Here is a 263-nt window from a genome sequence, read left to right on the forward strand (position 1 = left end):
CCACAAAAGCAGCCGCCAACACGATATCGGTGCGCTCGCCTTTCGGAGTAGGAACGACCATGATGATTTCTTTCACGCCGGCAACGTGGGCAGGCATGGCGTTCATGATGACGGAACTCGGATAAGCGGCTTTACCGCCCGGAACATAAATGCCGACACGGTCAAGCGGCGTAATCTGTTGGCCCAAAAGCGTGCCGTCTTCGTCTTCGTACTTCCACGACTCCATTTTTTGGTGTTTATGGTAGCTTTCCACCCGTCTCGCG

1 protein-coding gene is annotated in these 263 nt (G+C 54.8%); it reads right to left on the minus strand.

Annotation, left to right across the window (positions count from 1 at the left end):
* A partial coding sequence (locus ACTHS3_RS18065; RefSeq protein WP_440368803.1) for a histidinol dehydrogenase occupies positions 1-263 on the minus strand: 263 nt, incomplete at both ends.

It is taken from the genome of Neisseria sp. P0009.S007, assembly GCF_051962515.1.